The organism is Rhodoferax sp. TH121, from assembly GCF_002251855.1.
Classification (GTDB): Bacteria; Pseudomonadota; Gammaproteobacteria; order Burkholderiales; family Burkholderiaceae_C; genus Allorhodoferax.
Genome location: NZ_NOXW01000022.1, coordinates 186,293 through 207,817 on the forward strand (window position 1 = coordinate 186,293; position 21,525 = coordinate 207,817).

17 protein-coding genes are annotated in these 21,525 nt (G+C 62.3%); 14 read left to right on the forward strand and 3 right to left on the reverse strand.

Annotated features, from left to right (window positions below):
* Position 1: 1 nt before the first annotated feature.
* Positions 2–1,111, forward strand: coding sequence for a murein transglycosylase A (locus CHU94_RS15245; RefSeq protein WP_255033990.1), 1,110 nt, complete (start codon positions 2–4; stop codon positions 1,109–1,111).
* A gap of 59 nt (positions 1,112–1,170) precedes the next feature.
* Positions 1,171–2,124, forward strand: coding sequence for a chemotaxis protein (locus tag CHU94_RS15250; RefSeq protein WP_094481442.1), 954 nt, complete (start codon positions 1,171–1,173; stop codon positions 2,122–2,124).
* 43 nt (positions 2,125–2,167) lie between these two features.
* Here CHU94_RS15250 and CHU94_RS15255 read toward each other — a convergent pair whose 3' ends face one another.
* Complete coding sequence (locus tag CHU94_RS15255; protein ID WP_094481444.1) at positions 2,168–3,196, reverse strand: LysR family transcriptional regulator; 1,029 nt, start codon at positions 3,194–3,196, stop codon at positions 2,168–2,170.
* Between the two features lie 188 nt (positions 3,197–3,384).
* On the opposite strand from CHU94_RS15255, the gene CHU94_RS15260 reads away from it, so the two are divergent.
* From CHU94_RS15260 to CHU94_RS15295, 8 genes are all read left to right on the forward strand, one after another.
* Positions 3,385–5,490 (forward strand): bifunctional rhamnulose-1-phosphate aldolase/short-chain dehydrogenase, encoded by a 2,106-nt coding sequence (locus CHU94_RS15260; protein WP_094481446.1) that lies wholly within the window; start codon positions 3,385–3,387, stop codon positions 5,488–5,490.
* 24 nt (positions 5,491–5,514) lie between these two features.
* Positions 5,515–6,804, forward strand: coding sequence for an L-rhamnose catabolism isomerase (gene rhaI / locus CHU94_RS15265; protein ID WP_094481448.1), 1,290 nt, complete (start codon positions 5,515–5,517; stop codon positions 6,802–6,804).
* Between the two features lie 130 nt (positions 6,805–6,934).
* Entirely contained in the window at positions 6,935–7,927 is a 993-nt protein-coding gene (gene rhaS, locus CHU94_RS15270) for a rhamnose ABC transporter substrate-binding protein (RefSeq protein WP_094481450.1), read from the forward strand.
* Positions 7,928–8,032: 105 nt separating this feature from the next.
* Positions 8,033–9,577: a sugar ABC transporter ATP-binding protein gene (locus tag CHU94_RS15275; protein WP_094481452.1), complete on the forward strand. Its 1,545-nt coding sequence runs from the start codon at positions 8,033–8,035 to the stop codon at positions 9,575–9,577.
* On the forward strand, positions 9,574–10,581 hold the full coding sequence (locus CHU94_RS15280; RefSeq protein WP_094481454.1) for an ABC transporter permease: 1,008 nt from the start codon (positions 9,574–9,576) through the stop codon (positions 10,579–10,581). Before CHU94_RS15275 ends, CHU94_RS15280 begins: the two co-directional genes overlap by 4 nt.
* Complete coding sequence (locus CHU94_RS15285) at positions 10,578–11,540, forward strand: ABC transporter permease (RefSeq protein WP_094481456.1); 963 nt, start codon at positions 10,578–10,580, stop codon at positions 11,538–11,540. The genes CHU94_RS15280 and CHU94_RS15285 overlap by 4 nt, the downstream gene beginning before the upstream one ends.
* Positions 11,537–11,869: an L-rhamnose mutarotase gene (gene rhaM / locus CHU94_RS15290; protein WP_094481458.1), complete on the forward strand. Its 333-nt coding sequence runs from the start codon at positions 11,537–11,539 to the stop codon at positions 11,867–11,869. Before CHU94_RS15285 ends, rhaM begins: the two co-directional genes overlap by 4 nt.
* A gap of 10 nt (positions 11,870–11,879) precedes the next feature.
* Positions 11,880–13,304, forward strand: a complete 1,425-nt coding sequence (locus tag CHU94_RS15295) for an L-fuculose kinase (protein WP_176452052.1) — start codon at positions 11,880–11,882, stop codon at positions 13,302–13,304.
* Here the strand turns inward: CHU94_RS15295 and CHU94_RS15300 are convergent.
* Positions 13,291–13,923 (reverse strand): hypothetical protein, encoded by a 633-nt coding sequence (locus tag CHU94_RS15300; protein WP_141211475.1) that lies wholly within the window; start codon positions 13,921–13,923, stop codon positions 13,291–13,293. The genes CHU94_RS15295 and CHU94_RS15300 overlap by 14 nt on opposite strands.
* Positions 13,920–14,426, reverse strand: coding sequence for an Lrp/AsnC family transcriptional regulator (locus CHU94_RS15305; protein WP_094482765.1), 507 nt, complete (start codon positions 14,424–14,426; stop codon positions 13,920–13,922). The genes CHU94_RS15300 and CHU94_RS15305 overlap by 4 nt, the downstream gene beginning before the upstream one ends.
* Before the next feature lie 118 nt (positions 14,427–14,544).
* Between CHU94_RS15305 and CHU94_RS15310 the strand changes: the two genes are divergently transcribed.
* From CHU94_RS15310 to secF, 4 genes are all read left to right on the forward strand, one after another.
* Positions 14,545–18,186, forward strand: a complete 3,642-nt coding sequence (locus CHU94_RS15310; protein ID WP_094482767.1) for an indolepyruvate ferredoxin oxidoreductase family protein — start codon at positions 14,545–14,547, stop codon at positions 18,184–18,186.
* A gap of 139 nt (positions 18,187–18,325) precedes the next feature.
* Positions 18,326–18,655 (forward strand): preprotein translocase subunit YajC, encoded by a 330-nt coding sequence (yajC, locus tag CHU94_RS15315; protein ID WP_094481464.1) that lies wholly within the window; start codon positions 18,326–18,328, stop codon positions 18,653–18,655.
* A gap of 23 nt (positions 18,656–18,678) precedes the next feature.
* The gene (gene secD / locus CHU94_RS15320; protein WP_094481466.1) at positions 18,679–20,559 is read left to right on the forward strand and encodes a protein translocase subunit SecD; all 1,881 of its coding nucleotides are present in this window, start codon (positions 18,679–18,681) and stop codon (positions 20,557–20,559) included.
* A gap of 12 nt (positions 20,560–20,571) precedes the next feature.
* Positions 20,572–21,525 carry a protein translocase subunit SecF gene (gene secF, locus CHU94_RS15325; protein WP_094481468.1) on the forward strand — a complete coding sequence of 318 codons (954 nt, stop codon included), beginning with the start codon at positions 20,572–20,574 and terminating at the stop codon, positions 21,523–21,525.

Consider the following 21,525-nt stretch of genomic DNA (forward strand, 5'->3'; position numbering starts at 1 on the left):
AATGGTGTCGATTGTAGGAACGCTGGTGGGCTGCGGCAGCGTGCCACTGTATGCCCCTGTGGCCAACCCGGCCTCAGCGCCCGCGGTGCGCCCGGTACCTGTTGCCCCGCCGGAGGGAGCTCTGTCGCAGGCCCGGGGTACTTGGGTGCCGGTGCCATGGTCCGATCTGCCTGGCTGGGGCAGCGACTACCTGTTTGAAGCCTGGAATGCTTGGCTCAAGAGCTGTGAGAAATCAACGCCCCCTTGGGTTGCGCTGTGCCCTGAGGTGCGCCGCCTGAGCATTGGCAGCGCCCAGGAGCAGCTGGCCTGGATGCAGGCGCGCCTGCAGGCTTACCGCATTGAAGCGGCACCGGGCGAATCCACCGGGCTTCTCACGAGTTACTTTGAGCCGGTGATCGAAGCCAGCCGCGTACCTGCCCCTGGCTTCACTGTGCCGCTCTATGGGCCTCCGCCGGGACTGGCCCAGCGCAAGCCCTGGTACACGCGCCAAGAGATGGACACCCTGCCCGAAGCACAGGCCGTGCTGAAGGGGCGTGCCATTGCCTATATGGCCGATCCGGTGGACGCCTTGGTCCTGCAAATCCAGGGCTCTGGCCGGGTGCGCATGGCCCAGGCCGACGGCAGCCAGCGTTGGGTGCGCCTGGCCTATGCCGGGACCAATGACCAACCCTACCGCAGTGTGGGCCGCTGGCTGCTGGACCAAGGGCTGGTGAAAGATGCCTCGTGGCCCGGCATCAAGGCTTGGCTGGCACAAAACCCCGGGCGTCAGCAGGAGCTGCTGTGGAGCAACCCGCGTGTGGTGTTTTTCAAGGAAGAAACCCTGTCGGAGCTGGAGTCGGCTTTTGGTCCGCGTGGTGCCCAAGGTGTGGCGTTGACGCCAGGCCGCTCCATCGCGGTAGACCCTGGCAGCGTGCCTTATGGCACACCGGTCTGGCTTGTCTCGCCCGGGCCACAAACCAGCCTGCAAAAGCTGGTGTTGGCACAAGACACCGGGAGCGCCATCACGGGTGCCGTGCGCGCCGACTACTTTGCTGGCTGGGGCGCCGAAGCCGGTGACCTCGCGGGCCGCCTGCGGCAGCCGCTCCAGATGTGGGCGATCTGGCCGAAATAGTCTGGATGGCGTTACCATGGCAACACAGCAACCTTGAAGCCTTCAAAAGGACGGACCCCATGAGCAAAGAAATGCGCGAGATTGACGAGCGGACCAACCTGGCCGCCAACAGCATGTTTGAGCTGCTGCTGTTTCGTTTGGGTGAAGCGGCCAACAGTGCGGACCGCCGCGAGCTGTTTGGCATCAACGTGTTCAAGGTCCGCGAAATTCTGGTCATGCCTGAGATCACCGCCATGGTGAATTCGCCCCCCCAGGTCATGGGTGTGGCCAATATCCGCGGTCAGATGATCACCGTCATCAACCTGCCCATGGTGGTGGGTTGCAAGCCCACCAAGGGCCTGGGTATCCTGCTGGTGACCGAGTTTGCGCGCACCACCCAGGCCTTTGCGGTCGAAGAGGTCAATGAAATCGTGCGTTTGGAGTGGAAGCATGTGCTGTCGGCCGAAAATTCGGGTGGCGGCCTTGTAACCAGCATTGCGCGCCTGGACGGCGCGGCTGAAAACACCCGCCTCGCCCAAGTGCTGGACGTGGAGCAAATCCTGCGCGATGTCATGCCACAGGAAGTCAAGATCGAGGATGCCAAAACGGTTGCCAAAGTCCGCTTGGAGCCCGGCCAGATCATTTTGGCGGCCGACGATTCTGCAGTGGCCCGCATGATGATAGAAAAAGGGCTCAAGGCCATGGATGTGCCTTACGTCATGACCAAGACAGGCAAGGAGGCCTGGGAGCGTCTGCAATCCCTCCACGCCGCGGCGGCGGCCGAGGGCAAGTCCATCAAGGACAAGGTGGCCTTGGTGTTGACCGACTTGGAAATGCCTGAGATGGATGGCTTTACGCTAACGCGTAACATCAAGCAGGATGGACGCTTCAACCAGATTCCAGTCATCATTCACTCTTCGCTTACCGGCTCTACCAACGAGAGCCATGTGAAGAGTGTGGGCGCTGATGCCTACATCGCCAAGTTTGTGGAAGAGGAGCTGGCTGCCACCATCCGCGACGTCTTTAACCGATAACGAAGTTCTGCACCGTATGCACAAGGGGCCTCGAGGCCCCTTTTTACATTTTGCATTCGACCAGCCGCGAACCGTGCTCCAGCACGAATTCACGGAAGGCGCCATTCACACCGCTGAGCGCCGAGTCACGCCGGTGCAGCAGACACCAATCCAGCATTTTGGGCATGTCTTCCATGTGCAGCACGGCCAGCTTGCCGGCCTCAATCTCTACTTGGAAGGTGTGTGCCGACAGAAAGCTGATGCCCATGCCCGCCATAACGGCCTGCTTGATAGTTTCGTTGCCTGACAGCTCCATGGTTACCCGCACTGGTAGCGATTGGGCCTGCAGCAGGTGGTCGAAAAATTGGCGTGTGGCCGACCCCGGTTCACGGAAGATGAAGGGCTCGTCGCGCAGCGCATCCCAGTGGATCCGGCGTTTTTTTGCCAACGGGTGGTTGGCGGCGGCCACCACGCAATGTGGGTTCTGCGCAAAGGTCTCGGCTTCCACATCGGCTTCAGATGGCGGATATCCCGCAATCGCGACATCCAGCTGGTGGTCCTGCAGCATCGCCAGGATGGTTTCGCGCCGGTCCACTGTCAGCTTGAACTTCACACCCGGCCAATGTTCGGCAAAGGCCATGAGCAGCGCAGGTGCAAAGTAGTGGGCGGAGGAAACCACGCCCAAATGGAGCAGCCCGCCGCGACCGCCCTCCGTGTTGTGAAAGACACCCAGGGCCTCTTCCGCCATGGTGACTTGGTTCAGGATGCGCCGTGCCTGGCGCAGCATTTCTTCGCCGGCCTGGCTCAGGCGCACCTGACGGCCCGTCTTTACCAGCAGCTGCAGGCCAAGTTCTGCCTCCAGTTGTTGCACCTGCATGGAGACGGCCGGCTGCGTCACGTTCATCTGCTCGGCTGCACGCGAATAGTTCAGCTGCGTGGCCACGGCTTCGAACAGTCGGAGTTGGCGCAGGGTGAGGTTTTTGAGGCGATTGTCGCGCTTGCCGCCCGGTGTCTCAGTCGGGGACGATTCCCCACCACGGGATTTCCCTAGGACTTTGGCTATTGTCGATGCGTTGGCAGTACGGGTTTTCATCGGTGTTTACCCTAGGGATTTTGCATGTGGCGACCGCCCGCCGTCGGGGGCACTGTGAGCTTCAGAACGGTGTGGAGCAAATTCTAGTGATCTATCAGGATTTCTGATGATTTTTATAAAAAAGTCTAAGTTGTTCCTATAGCTCTGCCTGTCTACAGTCACGCCAATCCTTCGAAACTGCACCGCACATGACCTCTCGCTCTCAACCCGCTCCGTTCCCCGTCTGGAACCCGGACCACGCCGCCAAGCTGGACCAGCCCAATCTGCTGCTGTACCGCTCCAACCTGCTGGGTTCCGACCTGCGCATCACCAACTACGGTGGTGGCAACACCTCCGCCAAGATCACCCAAAAAGACCCGCTGACTGGCCAAGATGTACGAGTGCTGTGGGTCAAGGGTTCCGGCGGCGATGTGGGCTCCATGAAGCTCGACGGTTTCTCCACGCTCTACATGGACAAGCTCAATGCCCTGCAAGGCATTTACCGCGGCCCCGAGCATGAAGACGAAATGGTGGGCTACCTGCCACACTGCACCTTCAATCTGAACCCGCGTGCTGCCAGTATCGACACCCCGCTGCATGCCTACCTGCCCTTTGCGCACGTGGACCATATGCACCCGGACTCGGTCATCGCCATTGCGGCCATGGCCAATAGCGAAAGCATTACCAAGGAAGCCTTTGGCGGCACCATCGGCTGGCTGCCTTGGCGCCGTCCCGGTTACGAGCTGGGCCTGCAACTGCAACGCTATGTGGCAGCCCACCCCGGCCTTAAAGGCCTGGTGCTCGGTGGTCATGGCCTATTCACCTGGGGCGACGATTCCCAAAGCTGCTACGAGAACACCGTGGCCGTGATTGAACAAGCCCAAACCTGGCTGGCCGTACAGGCTCAGGCCCGCAAAGCCGTGCCGTTTGGTGGCGCCAAAGTCAACGCACTCGATGTGGCAGCGCAAGATGAGGTGTTGGCCCGCGTGCTGCCTGTGCTCCGTGGCCAGGCCTCGCAAAGCGGGCACAAGCTCTTGCATGTGGACCGCCAGGACGTGGTGATGGAATTTGTGAACAGCCAGCAGTTGGAGAGCTTGGCCGCGCTCGGCACCTCATGCCCCGACCACTTTTTGCGCACCAAGATCAAGCCGTTGATCCTTGATGAATCGATCTACAACCTGGACGGTGCCGAACTCTCCAAGGCCATTGCCGCCAAATTGGCCGACTACCGCGCCGACTACACCGCCTACTACGAGCGCTGCAAGCGCGCCAACAGCCCGGCGCTGCGCGACCCGAACCCCGTCATCATCCTGCTGCCGCGCATCGGCATGGTGGCCATTGCCAAGGACAAGGCCACGGCCCGCATTGCCGGCGAGTTCTATGTGAACGCCATCAACGTGATGCGCGATGCCAACGCCATTGACACCTATGTGGGCCTGCCCGAGCAGGAAGCGTTTGACATCGAGTACTGGCTGCTCGAAGAAGCCAAGCTGCAACGCATGCCCAAAGCCAAGCCTCTGGTGGGCAAGGTGGCCTTGGTCACCGGTGGCGCAGGTGGCATTGGCCGCGCGATTGTGGAGCGCCAGTTGCAAGAGGGCGTGTGCGCCGTGCTGCTGGACATTGACACCGAAGCACTCAACAGCACCGTGGCCGAGCTGGCCAAGAAATACGGCAAGGACGTGGTGCGCGGTGTGGTCTGCGATGTGACGAGTGAAGAGTCCGTGATTGCGGCCTATGCCCGCACGGCCATCGAATACGGTGGCGTGGACATTCTGGTGTCCAACGCCGGTATTGCCTCCGCCTCGCCACTGGAAGACACCACGCTGGCCCTGTGGAACCGCAACCAGAGCATTCTGGCTACGGGCTACTTTCTGGTGGGCCGCGAAGCCTTCCGTCTCATGAAGGCACAGGCCTTGGGCGGCTCCATGGTGTTCATTGCCAGCAAAAACGGCATGGTGGCCAGCAACCAGGCGGTGGCCTACTGCGCTGCCAAGGCCGCCGAGATTCAGCTGTCCCGCAGCTTTGCGCTGGAAGGCGCGCCCTTGGGCATTCGCTGCAACGTGGTGAACCCCGATGCGGTGATCCGTGGCAGCAAAATCTGGACCGGTACCTGGAGCCAGGAACGCGCCGCGGCCAACAAGGTGAGTGAGCAAGAGCTCGAGGCCTTTTACCGCGACCGCTCCATGCTCAAGCGCAGCGTCTTCCCCGAAGACATTGCTGAGGCGACCTATTTCCTCGCAAGCGAGCTAGCCGCCAAGTCCACCGGCAACATCCTCAACGTGGACGCGGGCAACTTGGCTGCCTTCCCGCGCTAAGACAACACGCATCCGAGACGCACCATGACACAACTGATCAACGCCGCTCTGATTGCGGAACACAACACCCAGGCCGCCGCGCGCGTCAACCTGGACTACGAAAACCTGGGCGAGCAGCTGGCCCGCCGGGGGGTGGATATCGAGGTGCTGAAAGCCCAGGTGGCCCAGTTTGCGGTGGCCGTACCTAGCTGGGGTGTGGGCACCGGCGGTACCCGCTTTGCGCGCTTCCCTGGCCTGGGCGAGCCGCGCCATGTGTTCGACAAGATTCAGGATTGTGGTGTGATTCAGCAGCTGGTGCGCTGCACGCCCACCGTGTCCCCCCACTTTCCCTGGGACAAGGTGAGCGACTACACGGAGCTGCGCCAGCACGCAGAGGCGCATGGCGTGGCTTTTGATGCGGTCAACTCCAACACCTTCTCCGACCAGAAGGACCAGCCGCTGTCCTACAAGTTCGGCAGTCTGACCCATGCCGACGCAGGCGTGCGCGCCCAGGCCGTGGCGCACAACCTGGAGTGCATCGAGATCGGCAAGCAACTGGGCAGCAAGGCGCTGACCGTGTGGATTGGCGATGGTTCCAACTTCCCCGGACAAAGCCACTTCCGCCGCCAATTCGAGCGCTACTTGGACAGCAACCGTCAGATCTACGCTGCCCTGCCCGCGGACTGGCGCATGTTCCTGGAGCACAAGATGTTCGAGCCTGCGTTCTACGCCACGGTCATCCAGGACTGGGGCAGCAGCCTGCTGGCCGCGCAAACCCTTGGCCCCAAGGCGCATTGCCTGGTGGACCTGGGCCACCACGCACCCAATACCAACATCGAGTTGATCGTGGCGCGCCTGGTGCATGCCCAAAAGCTGGCTGGCTTCCACTTCAACGACAGCAAGTACGGTGACGACGATCTGGACAGCGGCAGCATCAATCCTTACCAGCTCTTCTTGGTGTTTAACGAATTGGTGGATGCCGCGCAAAGCCAGGCCGCGAACTTTGATCCTGCCTACATGCTGGACCAGTCGCACAACGTGACAGACCCCATCGAGAGCCTGATGACCAGTGCCGTGACCGTGCAGCGCTGCTACGCCCAGGCCTTGCTGGTGGACCGCAAGGCGTTGACCGCCTACCAGGACAGCAACGACGTGCTGATGGCCGCACAAACGCTGAAGCAAGCCTTTCACACCGACGTGACGCCGCTGCTGCAGAAGATCCGCATGGATGCCGGCGGCGCTGTGGACCCGGTACAGGCCTACCGCGCCAGCGGCTACCGCAAGCAGATGGCGGCCATCCGCCCTGCCAGCGGCCCCAGCAGCGGCATTGTTTGAGCGAGATTGCATGGGCAATGTCGCGCTCCCCATCGAATCCGGTTCACGCCACCAAGTCCAGGTGTGTGCAGTCGGTATCGAGACCGGCCTTAGTGCCAAATTTTTCTACTAACAATTCCAGGAGACACGCATGAAGAAACAACTCAAGACCCTGCTGACCATCGCACTGAGTGCGGCTCTCGTCAGTCCTGCATTTGCAGCCGACAAGATCGCTCTGGTGGTGAAGAGCCTGGGCAACGGCTTCTTTGACGCCGCCAACCAGGGTGCGCAGGAAGCCGCCAAGGAGCTCAAGAACGTCGAGATCATTTACACCGGCCCCGCCAAGGCGACTGCCGAAGGCCAGATCGAAATCGTCAACTCGCTGATCGCGCAAAAGGTCTCTGCCATCGTGATCTCCGCCAACGACCCCGACGCCCTGGCCCCCGTGCTCAAGCGCGCCATGGACCGCGGCATCAAGGTGCTGTCATTTGACTCCGGCGTGCGCAAAGATGGCCGCCTGATGCACCTGAATCCCTCCAGCAACCCGCTGATTGGGGAGAAGCTGGTGAAGATGACCCAGGAAGCCATCGGCGCAACTGGCGAAGTGGCCGTGCTGTCTGCCACCGCGCAAGCCACCAACCAGAACATCTGGATCGAAGAAGCCAAGAAGGTGCTGGCCCAGCCCGCGTACAAGGGCCTGAAACTGGTCAGCGTGGTCTACGGTGACGACCAGACCGACAAGAGCTACCGGGAAGCCCAAGGCCTGTTCAAAAGCTACCCCAACCTGAAGGCCATCATCGCCCCCACCACGGTGGGCGTGGCAGCCGCCGCCAAGGCGGTGCAGGATGAAAAGAAGGTCGGCAAAATTTTCGTAACCGGTTTGGGTCTGCCTTCGGAAATGGCCGGCCATGTGAAGAGTGGTGCGGTCAAGTCTTTCGCCATCTGGAACCCTATCGACCTGGGCTATTCGTCCATCTACGCCGCCAGCCAGTTCATCAGCGGCAAGGTTACCGGCAAGGCCGGTGACAAGGTCTCCTTGGGTCGCGTGGGCACCGTGACGTTGGATGCCAATGGCGAAGCCGCCATGGCCGAGCCTTTCACGTACGATGCCTCCAACGTCGAGAAGTTCGCCAAGTTCTTCTGATGTCGAAGCAGCCGGCCCCTGCGGGCCGGCTGTGCGCAGTGTGAAGGGGGCAGCCCTGCCTCGGTGGGGTGGCCCCTTGTTTTTTTGGAATGTTGGATTCTCATCATGTCTGATGTATTGCTGAGTCTGCGGACCATCCACAAGCGCTATGGCGCAACCCACGCGCTGCGTGGGGTGGACTTGGATTTGCGGGCTGGGGAAGTGCTGGCCCTGGTGGGCGAGAACGGCGCGGGCAAGTCCACGCTGGTCAAGATGCTCACCGGCGTGGTGCCGGTGGACGAGGGCGTGATCACGCTCAATGGCAAGGTGCAGACTTTCGCCAATGCACAGGCCTCGCAGGCCGCAGGCATCCTGGCCGTGCACCAGGAAACGGTGATGTTCGAGGAGCTCAGCGTGGCCGAAAACATTTACGTGGGCCGACACCTCATGCGAGGCCCCTTTATCGACTGGTCTGCGATGAACACGCAGGCGCAAGCCGTGCTGGATCAGATCGGCGCGCGCTTCAAGGCCACCACGCTGGTCAAGGACCTGAGTCTGGCCGAGCGCCATTTGGTGGAGATTGCGCGCGCGCTGTCGCAAAAGGCGCTGGTGGTCATCCTGGACGAACCCACGGCTGCGCTGTCGCAGGCCGAGATCCGTGACTTCTACGGCATCGTGCGTCAGCTGCGCGACCAAGGCGTGGGTGTGATCTTCATCACCCACAAGTTCGATGAAATCTTTGCCGTGGCCGACCGCTATGTGGTGCTGCGGGACGGCGCCGCAGTGGGCAATGGCGCGATAGCCGATGCCACCGAGCAGGAGTTGGTCAAGCTCATGGCCGGGCGCGCCATCGACCAGATCTACCCGCACATAGCCTCCACCCCCGGCGAGGTGGTGATGACGGTGAAGAACCTCTCGCACCCTACCGAATTCAACAACGTGGCCTTTGAGCTGCGCCGCGGCGAAATCCTGGGCTTCTACGGCCTGGTGGGCTCGGGCCGCAGTGAGGCCATGCTGGCCATCATGGGCCTGAACCCCGCGGCCCAAGGCGAGTTCGTCGTGTGCGGCCAGACGCTGCATGCGCGCCGCCCCTGTGACGCGATTGCGGCTGGCATTGCCTATGTGCCCGAGGAGCGCCAGCGCCAGGGCGGCATTCTGGGCTTCTCGGTGGAGCACAACATCAGCCTGGCTGGCCTCTCGCGCTTCGCGCGCGGCGTGTGGCTGTCCAAGGTGCGCGAGTCCGCGCTCTGCCAGCGCATGATTGAGCGCCTGCGCATCAAGACCCACTCAAGCGACACGCTGCTGTCCGGCCTGTCGGGCGGCAACCAGCAAAAGGTGGTAATCGCCAAGTGGCTCGGGCTGGATCCGCGCATCGTGATTCTGGACGAGCCCACCAAGGGCATCGACGTGGGTGCTAAACAGGCCGTCTACCAGCTCATTGCCGAGATGGTGGAACAGGGCCTGGCCGTGATCCTCGTGTCCAGCGAACTACCCGAGGTGATGCATCTCGCGCACCGCACCATCGTGATGCGCCGCGGCGTGCAGGTGGCGGAATTTGACCGTGCGAATGCGCACGCAGAACAGATCGTGGCCGCGGCCTCGGGCCTGGCCGCAGCGCCGGCGTCCCGCGCGGACGAACCCGCCACCGTGCAGGAGGCGCTTGCAGCATGAACTCCCTGAAATCTATTCGTCGTGAATGGCTGCTCTTGGCCATCATCGTGGCCATTGCGCTGGCCGTGGGGGCCCGCGCGCCCGTGTTTCTGACCTGGCGCAACGGCCTGGACATCGCCAATGACTCCGCCATCCTCGCTATCCTGGTGATGGGCCAGATGCTGGTGCTATTGACGCGCGGCATTGACCTGTCCGTAGCCTCCAACCTGGCGCTCACCGGCATGGTGTGCGCGCTCATCGGCAAGGCCTGGCCTGGTGCCTCGGTGCCCGTGTTGCTGGTGCTGGCCTTGGGTGTTGGCGCCCTGCTGGGCGCGGTGAATGGCTGGCTCATCACGCGCTTTGAGCTTCCGCCCATTGTGGTCACGCTGGGCACGCTGTCGGCTTACCGCGGCGCCATCTTTGTGGCGAGCAAGGGCGCCTGGGTGTCGGACCAGGACATCCATGAGGTCATCAAGGGCTTGCCGCGCCAGGAATGGTTGGGCCTGCCCGCGCTGGTTTGGTTTGCGCTGGCCGTGCTGGCCTTGACGGCGGTGTTTCTGAAGCTGCGCCGCGAAGGGCGCGAGATCTACGCGCTGGGCGGTAACCCGCATGCGGCGGCCTATGTGGGCATCTCCGCCAACAAGCGCCTGATGATGGTCTACACCCTCTCTGGCATGCTGGCCGGCCTGGCCGGTTTGCTGTGGGTGGGGCGTTACTCTATTGCGTACACAGAGTTGGCTGCGGGCTATGAGTTGACCGTGGTGGCGGCTTGCGTGATTGGTGGCGTCAGCATTGGCGGTGGCGTGGGCAGTGTGCTGGGCGCAGCGCTGGGCGTGCTGTTCATCGGCGTGGTCAATGGCGCGCTACCGGTGATCCAGGTGTCACCGTTCTGGCAGCAGGCCATTGCCGGTGCCGTGATTTTGATTTCGGTGACGGTGAATGCCCGAGCTGAGCGGCGCGCAGGGCGCCAGATTCTGGAACACAAAGCGGCACCCTCGGGCGCAGCGCAAGGAGCGACAGCATGAAGGCCTGGAACACATGGGAACGCGTGCTTCTGGCCCTGCTGGTGGTACTGCTGGTGGTGTTTGGCATCGCGCAGCCGGGCTTCATGACGCCCGACGCGCTGGCCGACAGCACCTTTAACTTCAGCGAGAAGGGCATCCTCGCGCTGGCGCTGGCTCTGCTCATCATCACCGGCGAGATTGACCTGTCGATTGCGGCAATCCTCGCGCTGTGCTCGCTGGCCATGGGCTATGCCATGAAGGCGGGGGCTGGCCCGCTGGGGATGACCCTGGCAGCCTTTGCCACCGGTGCTGTGGCCGGCGCCATCAATGGCATTCTGGTCACGCGCTACAAGTTGCCGTCCATCGTAGTGACCATTGGTACCCTGTCGCTGTACCGTGGGCTGGCGCTGGTGGCGCTGGGGGACCAGGCTATCTCTGGTTACCCCGAGGTGTTTTCCACACTGGGCAACAGCTATGTGGGCGAGGTTATTGGCGTGCGCTGGTTGACCGTACCTATCGAGTTCGCCATCCTGCTGGTGGGTGCCATCGTGGTCGGTGTGGTGCTGCACCGCACGGTGGCCGGTCGACGCCTGTATGCCATTGGCGCCAACCCCGTCGCAGCGCGTTTTTCTGGTATCGAGGTGGACCGCTACCGTATGGCACTGTTTGTGTTTGCTGGCCTCATGGCCGCGCTCGCAGCGCTCATGCTGACGGGCCGTATTGGCAGCACGCGCCCCAATATTGCGATGGGCTGGGAGTTGGATGCCATCACCATGGTGATTCTGGGCGGTGTGGCGATTGAAGGTGGGCGTGGCAGCATCGTGGGCACCATGCTGGCCGTGTTGTTGCTGGGCCTGTTCACCTTCGCCATGGGCATGGCCAATGTCACCGGCATCGTCATGAGTATGGTGATCGGCGCGTTGCTCATCGTCTCTATGGTTCTGCCGCGTTTCTTCCGCCGCCAGGGAGTCCGTGCATGAACGCCACTGAACGTACCGAGAAGTACGCCTTCCGCATGTTCCTGAATCCGGGCTGCGTGGCGGAGTACAAAAAGCGCCACGATGAGATCTGGCCCGAACTCAGCGCACTGCTGACCAAAGCCGGCGTGCGCGACTACAGCATCTACCTGGACGAGGAGCACCATGTGCTGTTCGCAGTGCTGCGTCGTCTGCCGGGTCACACCATGGACGTACTTCCGCAGCACCCGGTGATGCAGCGCTGGTGGGCCCATATGGCCGACATCATGCGCGCCAATCCGGATGGTTCGCCCGTGGCTGAGCCGCTGCCCTGCATGTTCCACATGGACTGAGGGTATGGCGGTGAGCGACGAACTGACGCTGGTGATCGACATCGGCAAAAGCCACGCCAAGCTCCTCATGGTGGACGCACAGGGTGCGGTGCTGGAGCGCTTCGGGCGTGCTAACGCCAGTGTGCCTTCGCCCTTGGGCTACCCGGCTCTGGACGTGCAGGGCTTGGAAGACTGGATGGCGCAGACCCTGCGCGGTTGCGTGCACACCGCGCGCTGCAGCCGCGTCATCACATCCACCCACGGTGCCGCGCTGGTGGCGCTGGGGGGGCAGGGGCTGGCCTGGGATCCGGTGGATTACGAATTTGACGGTCTGGCTCTGCACCCTCTGTTGGCCAAGGCTTTTGACGCGGCGGCTGATGGTTTTGCCAGCACCTTATCGCCGGACCTGCCGGCCGGCTTGAACGCTGCGCGCCAGCTGTTCCAGGTGCAACACCTGCATCCTGAAGTCTGGCGGCGCACGCACTGCTTGCTGCCTTACGCGCAGTATTGGGCTTGGCGCCTGAGTGGTGTGGCGGCCAGTGAGGTCTCTTCCCTAGGTTGTCATACCCACCTGTGGCGGCCACAGGAAGGGGCGTTCTCCGCATTGGCGCAGGACCAAGGCTGGGCCGCGCTGTTTGCACCGCTGCGCTCTGCCTGGGAGGTGCTGGGTACCGTCACGCCGGAGATCGCCACGGCCTGGGGTCTGCCCGCGCACTGCCAGGTGCATGTCGGCGTGCACGACAGCAATGCCTGCTTGGCGCGTTACCTGGACGCGTCGGAGGTGGATGCTTCGGCGCTAACCGTGGTGTCCTCCGGCACCTGGACCGTGCTGATGGCGCCCGGCGCGCCCACGGCCAGCCTACAGGCCGAGCGCGACATGCTGGCCAATGTGGATGTGCTGGGCCGCGCAACGCCCACGGCCCGCTTCATGGGCGGGCGGGAGTTCGCGCATCTGCTGGACGGGGCATCGCCCGATGCCGGTACGCTGGACGATGTGCAAGCGCTGGTGGACTCCGCCACGCTGGCCATGCCTTCATTTGCCGAGCATGGCGGCCCATTCATGGGGCGGCAGGGAATGATCCTGCGTGAGGGCAAGCCCTTGCCAGTCGCTCTGCCGCATGGCCAGCGCGCAGCCTTGGCTGCGCTGTACTGCGCCCAGACCACCGCCTGGCTGGTGGAGCGGCTTTGGGACGGCGTGGCATTGCCGCGCACTGTGGTGCTGGAAGGGCCGTTGGCCCAAAACGCCTTGTACCTGGCGCTGCTGCAGGCGCTGCTGCCCCAGGCCCGCTGTCTGGCCAGCCATGATGCGATGGAAGGCACCGCGCGCGGCACCTGGCTGCTGGCGCGTTGGGGCGACCCGGCGGCAGCCGCCACCACGGCCCTTGCGCCGGTGGAGGCCGCGCCGGTGCGCGGCTTGCCGGCCTACCACGCGCAGTGGATCGCTAGCGCAGCGTAACGCGCACCTGCACCTCGGTGCGGGTTTGGCCACTCTGCTGCTGCGCGCCGGTCAGGCCGCTGTTGCTGGCCTGGCTGTTTTGTTCTGACTCGCCCACCGTGGTCCATTCGTCCAGCGGCAGTGCCAGCACACTGCTGGCCCCTGCATTCGTTTGCGCCCCCGGAACGGTATTGCCACTGCGCAGGGCTTGCTGCGCCGCCAGGTCCAGCTCTACCAGGGTGCCACCGTCCCAGCGCGGCGTGGCGCTGAAGCCCGTCCCGGCTTCCAGCAGCACAGTGCCCACGGTAGTCACCACGCGGCCATTGCGCACAAAGCCCTGCAGCAGGCGGATGGGCGTGGTGGTCTGCGGCATCAGACGCACTGGGCGGCCATTGAGTACCAGTGCCTGCTGCGTGGCTGTGCCGCTGCTGCGCGACTGGTTCATCTGCACCCCGGGACGGCTGCCCAACTCCACTCCGCTGCGCTGGCTGTCGTCTGACTGCACCTGGCGCACTTCGATCAGCAGGTTACGCAGTGGAAGGGGCGACTGTTTTGCTACTAAATCAGGAACTGCTTGCGCATATGCAACGAGGGCTAGAGGCCAAAAAGACGCATAAATGAGGGCGTGACGGCGTTTCATGGGCGGCTCCGGGTCGTGGGCGTGGGGGCGGGCTGCAAGTGACCCAACGGTAGCGCGCTGCTGGCCTTGACCTCGCCCAGCGAGAAGCTGGTGTGCAGGTCTTTCACATTGGGCAGGTTGATGAGCACCTCGCGCGCGAACTGGCTGAAGGTGTTGAGGTCGCGGCTCACGACTTGTAGCTCGAAGGTACCGGTGCCGCTGATGTAGTGACAGCTGATGACCTCGGGCAGTTCGCGGATGGCCTCTTCCAGCCCGTGTAGCACATCACCGCTGTTGCGGTTGGCGTCCAGCCGCACGAAGGCCAGCACGCCCAGGCCCATCTTGTGGCGGTTGATCTCGGCGCGGTAGCCGGTGATGAAGCCGTTTTCCTCCAGCGCCTTGACGCGGCGCCAGCAGGGCGCCGCACTCAGGCCCACGCGGGTAGCCAGCTCGGCGTTGCTCAGGCGCCCATCGTCCTGCAACTCTTTCAGGATGGCGAGGTCAAAACGATCGAGTGTTTCCATAAGTTGCATTATGGAGAAAGATTCATTCTTTGAAACCCAGTTTGAAGGCAAAGAAAGCAAAGACATATCCGGGCCAGACGCCTACACTTTGCGCACAACCATAACGGAGACACGCATCATGAATGCACCCCTCAACCGGGACCTGCCCGAGCACATCCGCACGGCGCTGGACACGGTCACTCTCGACGACAAATACGCACTCGACTACGGCCGCGCCTTCATGAGCGGGGTGCAAGCCCTGGTCAAACTGCCCATGCTGCAGCGTGTGCGCGACCAGCGCCTGGGCAAGAACACCGCCGGCTTCATCAGCGGCTACCGTGGCTCGCCGCTGGGCACCTATGACCAGTCCCTGGTCAAGGCCGAGAAGTACCTGCAGGCCCACCACATCCATTTCCAGCCCGGCGTGAACGAAGAGCTGGCCGCCACCGCGCTGTGGGGCACACAGCAGCTGGGCTTTGCCCCGCCCGGCAGCAACAAGTACGACGGCGTGTTCGGTATCTGGTACGGCAAGGGCCCGGGCGTGGACCGCTGCTCCGATGTCTTCAAGCACGCCAACATGGCGGGCACCACGCCCTGGGGTGGCGTGATTGCGGTGGCGGGGGATGACCACATTTCCAAGAGCAGCACGGCCGCCCATCAGAGCGACCACATCTTTAAGGCCTGCGGCACGCCGGTATTCTTCCCGGCCAATGTGCAGGAAATCCTGGACCTGGGGCTGCACGCCTTCGCCATGAGCCGCTTTTCTGGCGTCTGGGCAGGCATGAAGACGATTCAGGAAATCGTCGAGTCCAGCTCGACGGTCATGATTGATCCCGACCGCGTGATCACCCGCCTGCCGGCCGACTTTGTGTTGCCGCCCGGCGGTTTGCACATCCGCTGGCCCGACCATGCGTTGGAGCAGGAAGCCCGGCTCATGGACTACAAGTGGTACGCCGCGCTGGCCTACATCCGCGCCAACCGGCTTAACTACAACGTCATCGAGGGCAATAACGACCGCTTCGGCATCATCGCCAGTGGCAAGGCCTACAACGACACGCGCCAGGCCCTGGCCGATCTGGGGCTGGACGATGCGACCTGCCAACGCATCGGTATCCGCCTGCACAAGGTGGGGGTGGTTTGGCCGTTGGAGGCGCAGCTTACGCGCGAGTTCGCCACCGGTCTGCAGGAGATTCTGGTGGTGGAAGAAAAGCGCCAGGTCATCGAGTACCAGCTCAAGGAAGAGCTCTACAACTGGCGCGCCGATGTGCGCCCCACGGTGCTGGGCAAGTTCAACGAAGTGGAAACGCCGGACCACTACGGCGCCGGCGGCGAATGGTCCATGCCCAACCCCACCGCCAACACGCTCTTGCGCGCCAACGCCGACCTGTCGCCCGCGCTGATTGCACGCGCCATTGCCCAGCGCATCAAGAAGCTGGGGCTGGACGCAGACACCAGCGCCCGTATTGACGCGCAGATGGCGATTCTGGAGGCCAAGGAGCGCGCGATGCATGCCATCGAATTGGCGGGCACCAAGGGTGCAGACCGCCAGCCCTGGTTTTGCTCGGGCTGTCCGCACAACACATCTACCAAGGTGCCCGAAGGCTCGCGCGCCATGGCCGGCATTGGCTGCCACTTCATGACCATCTGGATGGACCGCAGCACTGACGGTTTCACACAGATGGGCGGTGAGGGCGTGCCCTGGGTGGGCCAGCAGCCCTTCACCAATGAGAAGCACATCTTTGCCAACCTGGGCGATGGCACCTACTTCCACAGCGGCCTGCTGGCAGTGCGCCAAAGCATTGCGGCGGGCGTGAATATCACCTACAAGATTCTTTACAACGACGCCGTGGCCATGACCGGCGGTCAACAGGTGGGCGAGCGGCCCGAGGGGCACTCTGTGGTCCAGATCGCCCAGAGCATGCGGGCGGAGGGCGCGGTCAAGATCATCATCGTGACCGATGAGCCGGACAAATACGACGACGTGCAGGGCTTGCCTTCGGATATCGCCATCCAGCATCGCGACACACTGGACGCGGTGCAGCGCGAGTTCCGCGAGATCAAGGGCACCACCGTCATCATCTACGACCAAACCTGTGCGACGGAAAAGCGCCGTCGCCGCAAGCGCGGCAGCCTGGTGGACCCGGCCAAGCGCGTGGTCATCAACGAGCTGGTGTGTGAGGGCTGCGGTGACTGCAGCGTGCAGAGCAACTGCATGAGCGTGGAGCCGCTGGAGACTGAGTTTGGCCGCAAGCGCCAGATCAACCAGAGCACCTGCAACAAGGATTTCTCCTGCGTCAAAGGGTTCTGCCCCAGCTTTGTAACGGTGGAGGGCGGCTCGCTCAAGAAGGCTGCCAAATCCAAAGCTGATAGCAAGGCCGGTGACAGCAGTTCCTGGCCGGCTTTGCCGGATCCCGTTCTGCCTGACCTCGCCACCGCCATTGGCGGCGTCTGGGGCACCATCGTCGCCGGTGTGGGCGGTACCGGGGTCATTACCATCGGCCAGTTGCTAGGCGTGGCCGCTCATCTGGAAGGTAAGGGCATCGTCACGCAGGACGCGGGTGGTTTGGCGCAAAAGGGCGGCGCCACCTGGAGCCACGTGCTCATAGGCGCGAGCCAGGATGCCATTCGCACCACCCGCGTGGGCACGGCCTCTGCCGACTTGGTGCTGGGGTGCGACCCCATCGTGGTGGCGGGCAAGGAAACGCTGGTGCGCATGCGCCCGGGCCGCACCCACGTGGCGCTGAATACCAACAGCGCGCCCACGGCCGCGTTTGTGAAGAACGCCAACTGGACCAATCCCGGCGACCAGTGCGTGGCCGATATCGCCAAAACGGTGGGAGAGGGTAACCTAGGCGTGTTCGACGCCGATGCGGCCGCTACCCATCTGCTGGGCGATAGCATCTACACCAACCCCATGATGCTGGGCTACGCTTGGCAAAAAGGCTGGATTCCCCTGGGCCTAGCGTCGCTAATGCGCGCCATCGAACTCAACGCTGTGGCCGTGGCCAATAACAAGACAGCCTTTGAGTGGGGCCGCCGCGCTGCGGTGGACTGGCCGGCCGTGCAGCGCGCGCTGAACCCGGGACAGGTCATCGCCTTCACGCCGCGCAGCCCGCAGTCATTGGATGTGCTGGTGCGCAAGCGCGTGGAATTTTTGACCGCATACCAGAATTCGGCCTACGCCCAAAGCTATGCCGATTTTGTCGCCAAGGTGCGCAGTGCAGAGGAGGCCGCCGCGGGCGGTGACAAGCTACCTTTGTCTGAAGCTGTGGCTCGCTACCTGTTCAAGCTCATGGCCTACAAGGACGAGTATGAGGTGGCGCGTTTGCACACCGATACAGCCTTCCGCGCCAAGGTGGAGGGCATGTTCGAGGGCGACTTCAAGCTGGCCTACCACCTCGCGCCGCCCCTGCTGGCCCGCAAAAACGAGCGGGGCGAGCTGCAGAAAATGCGCCTGGGGGGTTGGATGCGCCCGGTGTTTGGCGTGTTGGCCTCCCTGAAAGGATTGCGCGGCACAGCGCTGGACGTGTTCGGCTACACCGCCGAGCGCCGCGAGGAGCGGGCCTTGATCGGCGAGTACCGCACGGCCATCGAGTCCCTGCTGCTCACGCTCGGCGCCAGCAATCGCGATGCCGCCGCCGCTATTGCCCGGGTGCCCGAACAGATCCGCGGCTATGGCCACGTCAAGGCGCGCCATTTGCAGGCGGCCCGCCAGCAATGGGCGGTCTTGCTGGAAAAGTACCGCCAGACACCCGCTGTCAAGCAAACCCAGGCCGCCTAGGGCCTTGCCCGCCCCTCCCGGGCGGGCCTTTCCCCCGGCTTACAATGACCGGTTGCTCGCCTAGAAGCGGCGCGGCCGTGCGCGGTCGTTCTGCAGGGCGAAGCGCGTTTGTCATTGACCCATTTTGTGGAGTTTGCCTGTGTTCATTTCTTCTGCTTTTGCCCAAACCGCTCCTGCTGCCGCTGGCGGTGATATGCAGTCCACCCTGATGAGCATGCTGCCCTTGGTGCTGATGTTTGTGGTGCTGTATTTCGTGATGATTCGCCCCCAAATGAAGAAGCAGAAAGAGCACCGCGCCATGCTGGATGCACTGGCCAAGGGTGATGAAGTCGTCACTGCTGGCGGTGTGTTGGGTAAGGTTGCCAAGCTGGGTGACAGCTATGTAGGTCTGGAAGTCGCCAGCGGCGTGGAAGTGCAAATCCAACGCAGCGCCGTGGTGCAAGTGCTGCCCAAGGGTTCCATCAAGTAATTTTCTCAAAGCGACGCGCGATCATGAACCGTTATCCGGTATGGAAGTACGCGATCATCCTGATCGCGCTCGTGGTGTCTGGGTTGTATGCCCTGCCCAATCTGTTTGGCGAGGCGCCAGCGGTGCAGGTGTCTCCCGCCAAGGCCATAGTGAAGCTGGACCCCACGTCCTTGGCCAAGGTGGAAGAGGTGCTCAAGGCGGCCGGACTGAGTCCCGATGCGATCAGCTTGGAAAACGGCTCCATCAAGGCCCGTTTTGCTGATACTGACAGCCAGCTCAAGGCGAAAGACGCGCTGCAAAAGGCTTTGAATCCGGATGTGGCGGATCCCACCTACGTGGTGGCCTTGAATTTGTTGTCCCGCTCCCCAGCTTGGTTGACGGCCATGCGTGCCTCTCCCATGTATTTGGGGCTGGACCTGCGTGGTGGTGTGCATTTCATGTTGCAGGTGGACATGCAGGCCGCATTGACCAAGAAGGCCGAGTCCTTGTCCGGTGATATCCGCAGCACCCTGCGGGAGAAGAACGTGCGCCACAGCGGTATCACGCGCAGCGGCCAAGCCATTGAAATCCGCTTCCGTGACGCGGCGACTGCTCAGGCCGCCAAACGCATTGTCCAAGACCAGTTTGCCGACCTAGATACCGTGGAAACGGCTGAAGGCACCGATGTGAAGATGGTCGCAACCATCAAGCCGGTTGCTGCGCGCACTGTGCAAGAGCAGGCGCTCAAGCAGAACATCACAACACTGCACAACCGCATCAACGAGCTGGGTGTGGCGGAACCGGTGATTCAGCAGCAGGGTCTGGACCGCATCGTTGTGCAATTGCCCGGTGTCCAGGACACTGCCAAGGCCAAAGACATCTTGGGCCGTACCGCCACGCTGGAGATCCGCATGGTGGATGAAAGCGCCGAGGCGCGTGCTGCCGAGTCCGGCGCTGGCGTGGTGCCGTTTGGCTCGGAGCGCTATCTGGAACGCAGCGGCCAAGGCGTGATCGTCAAGAAACAGGTCATTCTGACTGGCGAAAATTTGACCGACGCCCAGCCAGGATTTGACAGCCAGACCCAGGAGCCCACCGTCAATCTGTCGCTGGACGCCAAGGGTGCTCGCATCTTCCGCGACGTGACACGGGAGAACATCAACAAACGCATGGCCATCCTCTTGTTTGAAAAAGGCAAAGGTGAGGTGGTGACCGCCCCAGTGATCCGCTCCGAAATTGGCGGTGGCCGGGTGCAGATCTCGGGCCGTATGACTACGGTGGAAGCTGCGGACACGGCATTGTTGTTACGCGCGGGCTCCTTGGCCGCACCGATGGAGATTATTGAAGAACGCACCATTGGCCCCAGCTTGGGCGCCGAAAACATCACCAAAGGTTTCCACAGTGTGACCTGGGGCTTCGTAGCGGTTGCCGTCTTCATGTGCCTTTACTACATGTTGTTTGGCGTTATTTCCAGCATTGCGCTGGCGTTTAACCTGCTGCTGCTGGTGGCAGTGCTCTCCATGCTGCAGGCAACGCTCACCCTGCCGGGCATGGCGGCCATGGCGCTGGTGCTTGGCATGGCGATTGACGCCAACGTGCTGATTAACGAGCGGGTGCGGGAGGAGTTGCGCAATGGTGCTTCGCCGCAGGCGGCTATCCACGCTGGTTACGACCGCGCCTGGGCCACCATCATTGACTCCAACGTCACCACCCTGATCGCTGGTCTGGCCCTGCTGGCCTTTGGCTCCGGACCGGTGCGTGGTTTCGCCGTGGTGCATTGCCTGGGTATTCTGACCAGCATGTTCTCGGGTGTTTTCTTCTCCCGGGGGGTGGTGAATTTGTGGTACGGTCGTCAAAAGAAGCTCAAGAGCGTGTCCATTGGCACCGTGTGGCGTCCTGATGCCGGCCATCAGGTCACGACCAACTAAAGGGAAAAGAGCATGGAATTTTTCAAAATCCAACGGGACATCCCGTTCATGCGCCATGCATTGGTGTTGAACGTTGTATCTTTGGTTACCTTTATTGCGGCTGTCTTCTTCCTGTTTTCACGGGGCTTGCACCTGTCGGTGGAATTCACTGGCGGCACGCTGATGGAAGTAAGCTACTCACAACCTGCAGACCTCAATAGCGTGCGCAGCACGCTCGACAAGCTGGGCATCAAGGACGTTCAGGTTCAGAACTTTGGCACGGCCCAAGATGTGTTGATCCGCATGCCCGTGCAAAAGGGAACGACCTCTGGCCAGCAAAGCGATGCGGTGATGGTTGCGCTCAAGGCTGCAGATGCATCCGCCACCATGCGCCGCACAGAATTTGTGGGCCCTCAGGTAGGGGATGAACTGGCAGCAGACGGCCTCAAGGCTCTGGCCTTTGTGGTCGTTGGCATCATGTTGTATTTGGCGATCCGTTTCGAATGGAAATTCGCCGTTGCTGCCATCATTGCCAACTTGCATGACGTGATCATCATTCTTGGCTTCTTCGCTTTCTTTCAGTGGGAGTTTTCGCTCCCCGTGCTGGCGGCGGTATTGGCAGTGCTCGGGTATTCGGTCAACGAATCGGTGGTGATTTTTGATCGTATCCGCGAGAACTTCCGCCGTTATCGCAAGATGAATCCGGAAGAGATCATCAATAACGCCATCACCTCGACCATCAGTCGCACCATCATTACGCACGCATCGACACAGATGATGGTGTTGTCCATGCTGTTGTTTGGTGGTGCCACCTTGCACTACTTTGCCTTGGCGTTGACCATCGGCATACTGTTTGGCATTTACTCCTCAGTCTTTGTAGCAGCTTCCATTGCCATGTGGCTTGGCATCCAGCGCGAGGACCTGGTCAAAGGAACGCCCAAGAAAGACCTAGACCCCAACGATCCCAACGCCGGCGCAACGGTTTAA

Excerpts from the sequence above, each read along its gene's own strand:
- CHU94_RS15300 (WP_141211475.1), bottom strand. The coding sequence starts at position 13,923 with ATGAAACGCCGTCACGCCCTCATTTATGCGTCTTTTTGGCCTCTAGCC.
- rhaI (WP_094481448.1), top strand. The coding sequence starts at position 5,515 with ATGACACAACTGATCAACGCCGCTCTGATTGCGGAACACAACACCCAG.
- CHU94_RS15245 (WP_255033990.1), top strand. The coding sequence starts at position 2 with ATGGTGTCGATTGTAGGAACGCTGGTGGGCTGCGGCAGCGTGCCACTG.
- rhaS (WP_094481450.1), top strand. The coding sequence starts at position 6,935 with ATGAAGAAACAACTCAAGACCCTGCTGACCATCGCACTGAGTGCGGCT.
- secF (WP_094481468.1), top strand. The coding sequence starts at position 20,572 with ATGGAATTTTTCAAAATCCAACGGGACATCCCGTTCATGCGCCATGCA.
- CHU94_RS15275 (WP_094481452.1), top strand. The coding sequence starts at position 8,033 with ATGTCTGATGTATTGCTGAGTCTGCGGACCATCCACAAGCGCTATGGC.
- CHU94_RS15280 (WP_094481454.1), top strand. The coding sequence starts at position 9,574 with ATGAACTCCCTGAAATCTATTCGTCGTGAATGGCTGCTCTTGGCCATC.
- CHU94_RS15250 (WP_094481442.1), top strand. The coding sequence starts at position 1,171 with ATGAGCAAAGAAATGCGCGAGATTGACGAGCGGACCAACCTGGCCGCC.
- CHU94_RS15305 (WP_094482765.1), bottom strand. The coding sequence starts at position 14,426 with ATGGAAACACTCGATCGTTTTGACCTCGCCATCCTGAAAGAGTTGCAG.
- CHU94_RS15285 (WP_094481456.1), top strand. The coding sequence starts at position 10,578 with ATGAAGGCCTGGAACACATGGGAACGCGTGCTTCTGGCCCTGCTGGTG.
- secD (WP_094481466.1), top strand. The coding sequence starts at position 18,679 with ATGAACCGTTATCCGGTATGGAAGTACGCGATCATCCTGATCGCGCTC.
- CHU94_RS15255 (WP_094481444.1), bottom strand. The coding sequence starts at position 3,196 with ATGAAAACCCGTACTGCCAACGCATCGACAATAGCCAAAGTCCTAGGG.
- CHU94_RS15310 (WP_094482767.1), top strand. The coding sequence starts at position 14,545 with ATGAATGCACCCCTCAACCGGGACCTGCCCGAGCACATCCGCACGGCG.
- rhaM (WP_094481458.1), top strand. The coding sequence starts at position 11,537 with ATGAACGCCACTGAACGTACCGAGAAGTACGCCTTCCGCATGTTCCTG.
- CHU94_RS15260 (WP_094481446.1), top strand. The coding sequence starts at position 3,385 with ATGACCTCTCGCTCTCAACCCGCTCCGTTCCCCGTCTGGAACCCGGAC.